This is a genomic window from Dendronalium phyllosphericum CENA369 (assembly GCF_016056275.1).
GTDB lineage: Bacteria > Cyanobacteriota > Cyanobacteriia > Cyanobacteriales > Nostocaceae > Dendronalium > Dendronalium phyllosphericum.
Window position 1 is genome coordinate 1 of record NZ_JAECZA010000151.1, and the last position, 5,060, is coordinate 5,060.

At 42.8% G+C, this 5,060-nt stretch carries 5 protein-coding genes and 1 CRISPR repeat array; of the genes, 2 read left to right on the forward strand and 3 right to left on the reverse strand.

Annotated features, from left to right (window positions below; genetic code table 11):
• Positions 1–183, forward strand: a 183-nt coding sequence (locus I8752_RS21115) for an HNH endonuclease signature motif containing protein (RefSeq protein WP_214432012.1), incomplete at its 5' end; no start/stop codon positions are given.
• 129 nt (positions 184–312) lie between these two features.
• Positions 313–856: a CRISPR direct-repeat array (repeat unit 38 nt; unit sequence GTTGAAATTTCACTTAATCCCTATTAGGGATTGAAACA).
• 73 nt (positions 857–929) lie between these two features.
• Here the strand turns inward: I8752_RS21115 and I8752_RS38110 are convergent.
• The 3 genes from I8752_RS38110 to I8752_RS21130 form a co-directional block, all read right to left on the reverse strand.
• Entirely contained in the window at positions 930–2,126 is a 1,197-nt protein-coding gene (locus tag I8752_RS38110) for a calcium-binding protein (RefSeq protein ID WP_214434250.1), read from the reverse strand.
• Between the two features lie 53 nt (positions 2,127–2,179).
• The gene (locus I8752_RS21125; RefSeq protein ID WP_214434251.1) at positions 2,180–3,460 is read right to left on the reverse strand and encodes a calcium-binding protein; all 1,281 of its coding nucleotides are present in this window, start codon (positions 3,458–3,460) and stop codon (positions 2,180–2,182) included.
• A gap of 152 nt (positions 3,461–3,612) precedes the next feature.
• The gene (locus I8752_RS21130; protein WP_214434252.1) at positions 3,613–4,413 is read right to left on the reverse strand and encodes a PhzF family phenazine biosynthesis protein; all 801 of its coding nucleotides are present in this window, start codon (positions 4,411–4,413) and stop codon (positions 3,613–3,615) included.
• A 350-nt stretch (positions 4,414–4,763) separates the two neighbouring features.
• On the opposite strand from I8752_RS21130, the gene I8752_RS21135 reads away from it, so the two are divergent.
• Positions 4,764–5,060, forward strand: a 297-nt coding sequence (locus I8752_RS21135) for a transposase (protein ID WP_214434253.1), incomplete at its 3' end; no start/stop codon positions are given.

Sequence of the window (5,060 nt, forward strand, 5' to 3'; positions counted from 1 at the left end):
GTATGTGGAGAATCATTATTCAATGATGAACCCATACAAAAACACCATAAAATACCTTTTTGTGATGGGGGTAACGAAAGTTACGCTAATTTAGAACTAGTGCATTATTACTGTCATCAACAAATACATTCTCATGCACAGAATCACCTTTCTGAAATTGAGAATGAATTGAGTCCTTGGTAGCTCTAGGATTTGCTAAAGCCGGATGCAGGGTGAACTTGCTTGTCCGGTTTGTCGGGGGGAAAGGGATAGCAATATCCCTGCCCTACCCAGTAAACATGTATAGCCTCGTACCATCCTACGATTGGTATAGTTGAAATTTCACTTAATCCCTATTAGGGATTGAAACAGTGTATTCCATTTCTTGAGTGATGACTATCTTGTTGAAATTTCACTTAATCCCTATTAGGGATTGAAACACTGCGAACCTGGGGACAATTGGTACAGCTGCAACAGTTGAAATTTCACTTAATCCCTATTAGGGATTGAAACAAGAAGTCATTCACCAATGAGCAAGGGGAATTATGTTGAAATTTCACTTAATCCCTATTAGGGATTGAAACTAGTGATTTCTTCTTTGTACTTGGCACTGGACAGTGGAGTTGAAATTTCACTTAATCCCTATTAGGGATTGAAACAGCTTAAGCAGAATTTTGTTCATACTTCTGAGCAATGTTGAAATTTCACTTAATCCCTATTAGGGATTGAAACATCGTAAGAAATGATGGCGATCGCTCCACTTAATTGTTGAAATTTCACTTAATCCCTATTAGGGATTGAAACCGCTTTTGCTCTTTGATTTAGCTTGTTGTAAATTTGTTGAAATTTCACTTAATCCCTATTAGGGATTGAAATTGCTTCTGAAGAATGGCGTAGATATGTTCGATGTACTCCAAAATATGAACCCACTTGTAGAAAGCGGCTAAAGTCTAAACGAAACGAAAGTAGTTATCGCTAAGACTCAAATTGGAAACTCCTTGTACCACTGCAACTAGCACGTCCGTCTGTTCTTGGTCAATATATATGCCTGTCCCTGTTTGACCAACAGGAGCAGAACCTAAGACATAATTAGCTGGGTTTAGTAAACTATCGCTAGAATAATATGACTTGGCAAGTTGGATAATATCCTGCTTTTTGTTGAAGTCAGTAATGATTGCGTATTCAGAAAAAGTATCTTCTTGAGCAAACGTTAAGCCATACAAAGTTAATCCATCCCCACTTCCTGGCTCTTTTATTCCTAGAATAAATTGGTCTGCACCAGCACCACCCGTTAAGGTGTCAACCGTATCAAGAGTATTTTGAAAAAAAGCCAAAGAAGTATCACCAATCAGCACATCATTGCCAGCACCACCATCTAGGAAATCGCTTCCAACTTCTCCATATAATGTATCGTTGCCTGCACCACCATCTAGAAAGTCGTTCTTCCCACCGTAAAAATAGGGATCTACAGTACTGGCCACTAAGAGATCGTCTCCGGAACCACCATAAAGATGGTCGTCGCCAGCATCAGCTTGATGCGAACTAGGATTCAAAGTACCACCATATATGCGATCGTTACCAGAGCCGCCACAGAGATAATCCTCTCCTAAGCTGCCCTCTAAAAGATCGTTTCCGGAACCGCCATCGAGTGTGTCGTTTCCACCAATAGCAAAAACTCCATTAATGATGATGTCTGCAAAAATGGAATCGCCGTGTAAGGTATCGTTTCCTGACCCCCCTACTAAGAGATCGTTACCATAGCCATTGTTGTTGTATTCTGTAAAAAAATAATCATCCAAGGATGCCAAAACACCTTCATAGGCGTTATAACCACCCCATAAAACATCATCCCCTGCCCCACCAATCAAGGTATCCTTGCCAGCACCGCCTTCCAAGAAATCATTACCAAAGCCTCCTCTTAAAGTATCCCGTCCCTCATCGTTGAGTTGTAGAATTTCATCGCGCGTATAATAATTCCCATCCAGAAAAGGATCGCCACGTAAAGTATCGTTTCCGGTATCACCATCAAGCCAATCGCTACCCTCGCCACCACTTATATTGTCGTTTCCAGCTAGACCGCTGATTGTGTCATTATTTAGAGTTCCAGGCAAAGTATCGTTAAATACAGTACCGATTTTAACTACCATAGCTATAGTTCCTTCTGGCTAAAAAATTTCCCTCTAGTTAAGTATTGAGAAAACTAAACGAAACGAAAGTAGTTATCGCTAAGACTCAAATTAGAAACTCCTTGTACGATCGCAACTAACACATCTGCCTGTTCTCCTTGGTCAAGATATATCGCCGTCCCTTGCAAACCTTCAGGAACCGCCGAACCTAAGATATATTGATTTGGCACTCCTAAAATAGGATCTGAAGTTGCAAGTTGAATAATATCCTGGTTTTTGTTGAAGTCAGTAATAATTGCGTAGTCTCGGAAATATTCACCCAATTGATTGGAAGAAAAGGACAGACCATACAGGCTTCCATATTCAGCATCTCCCAGAATAAATTGGTCTGCTCCTGCACCGCCTGTCAAGGTATCAACTAAATCTCCATCTTCAAATACATTGAAGGCAATATCACCAACCAGCACATCATTACCAGCACCACCGTTGAGGACATCACTTCCCGGGCCTCCTTGTAACAAGTCGTCGCCAGCGCCACCATTTAAGGTATCTCGACTATTGATGCGATTATCGTCACCACTCAATGTGTCATTGCCCGTACCCCCGTCTATCAAATCATTACCGTCACTACCCACTAATGAGTCATCACCAGAACCACCATAAATGTAGTCGTCGCCAACGCTATATTGACGTAAAGAATATCCAGTTATATAACCGCTATATATAGTGTCGTCACCAGCGCCACCATAAAGATAATCCTCTCCCGAACCACCCTCTAAAAAGTCATTTCCTGCACCACCATCTAGAGTGTCATTTCCATAAAGGGAATAAAGTCCGTCGGTTAAGGAATCTGTGGAAATAGAATCGCCGCGTAAGGTGTCGTTTCCCAAACCCCCTACTAGCAAATCGTTACCGTAGCCATTATTTTCATACTCTCCGATAAAAAAATCAGACAAATCTTCGGGAAAGCCACTCTCTGGCCTACCTTCTTTTGCGTTGTAACCACCCCATAAGTAATCATCTCCAGCACCGCCAATCAAGGTATCTTTGCCAGCACCGCCCTCTAGAGAATCATTACCAAAGCCACCTTGTAAAGTATCGTTTCCTTCACGGTAGAGTTTTACAATTTCATCAAAACCATGAGGTTCGTCCCCGTCAACAGTAAAAAAAGGATCGCCACTTAAGGTATCATTTCCGGCATTACCATTGAGCCAGTCGCTACCCTCGCCACCGCTAATATTGTCGTTTCCAGCTTTGCCGAGTAATATGTCGTTTCCTGCTAGACCGCTGATTGTGTCATTATTTAGAGTTCCTGTTAAAGAGTCATTAAACAAGGTTCCAACAAAAACTGGCATAATCGTGAGTTTCCTTGTAATATAACTGCTGTATTAAAAAATACGCTTTCCATTAAAAGTTGTTGCTTTTCACGAATGTAACTATCCAAAGTGTGAGTTTGAAATTATCCAATTAAGCTACGGAAAGATGAATAATAGTTATCGTGGGATTCTCAAGAGAAAGTTAATTCTCCTCGCATGACGGTGACGGCTTGTCCGGCAAGAAAGACGCGATCGCCCCCCGAATACCTTACTTTGACTACACCACCACGGCTAGAGGCTTGATAAGCTAAGAATTCATCTTTACCCAAGCGATCGCGCCAGAAAGCAGCCAGGCAACAATGAGCAGCACCAGTTACGGGGTCTTCATTGATACCTAATCCTGGTGCGAAGAAGCGAGAAATAAAATCATAGTCAGAATCAGGCTCAGTCAGGCTCGTTACGAGAATATTATTAACAGGCAACGTTTTCAATTGCTGAAAATTAGGCTGCATTTGTCGCACCAAATCTTCAGACTCCACTTCTACCAAATAGCCTAAAGAATTCTGCAAGACAGATTTGTAAGGTACGCCTAAAGCTTGACTGAGTTCTGGAGGCACAACAGTTGCTTGTGAGTGATTCACAGGAAAATCTAACTCAATCCATTCACCTTGCCGTTTAGCAATCAATACTCCGCTTTTGGTATGAAAACGCGCCACTTCGTCAGGTAACAAATGCGCCTCTGACCACAACACATGGGCGCTAGCTAAGGTTGCGTGACCGCAAAGCGGTACTTCTACAGTCGGCGTAAACCAACGCAGCTGAAAGCCTTCATCCTTTCTAACTAAAAAAGCTGTCTCCGATAAATTCATTTCCTGGGCAACGTTTTGCATCCAGGCATCATCTTGAGGAGTAGGCAAAACACAGACAGCAGCGGGATTCCCTGCGAAAGGCTGATTTGTAAAGGCATCAACCTGAGTAATAATTTGTCCCATAGGTCACGAAGAGGGTGTAGGGGGTAGGGGGTAGGGTGTAGGGAAGACGGCATTGATGGGGCATCCTCGCCCCACCAATGCCATCGTCTTGAAAAGCTTAGGATTGTGTCAATAGCAGTTGTTGGGGCTATTTCTTCCCCCACACCCCACACCCCGCCCCAACGGGGCTTGGTCATGGAAATGAGTCCAGCAATGCAGCTTTGTATATATATCATGAGTGCATAGAGATTGAAGCGATCGCAATCAAATATTCACATAGTTATACCAATTATGGGTTACGTCTATAGAACCCATTTGACATCTTTTACTATCTTGAAGTACAGTTACCGCAAAAGCCGTATCCAGCAGTCATGCCGTACTCTAGCAGCCTAACAGACGAAGAGTGGGAAATCCTTGAACCCCTACTGCCGACTATATTGCCACCTAAGAAGCAGACCAGACCCTCCAATTGGACAAAAAGAGAACTCTTGGATGGCATCTTCTATCAACTGAAGAATGGCTGTAATTGGGAAGACTTGCCCAAGGACTTGCCCCCCTACTCAACCGTATATTGGCATTACAAGCAGTGGCGGGCATCTGGAGCGATCGACAAACTGATGAGCATCTTACACGCTCAAGTGCGTGAGCAGGTTAAAAAAAAGCCAAGT

Coding starts and splice junctions, on each gene's coding strand:
- I8752_RS38110 (WP_214434250.1), bottom strand. CDS start 2,126: ATGGTAGTTAAAATCGGTACTGTATTTAACGATACTTTGCCTGGAACT.
- I8752_RS21125 (WP_214434251.1), bottom strand. CDS start 3,460: ATGCCAGTTTTTGTTGGAACCTTGTTTAATGACTCTTTAACAGGAACT.
- I8752_RS21130 (WP_214434252.1), bottom strand. CDS start 4,413: ATGGGACAAATTATTACTCAGGTTGATGCCTTTACAAATCAGCCTTTC.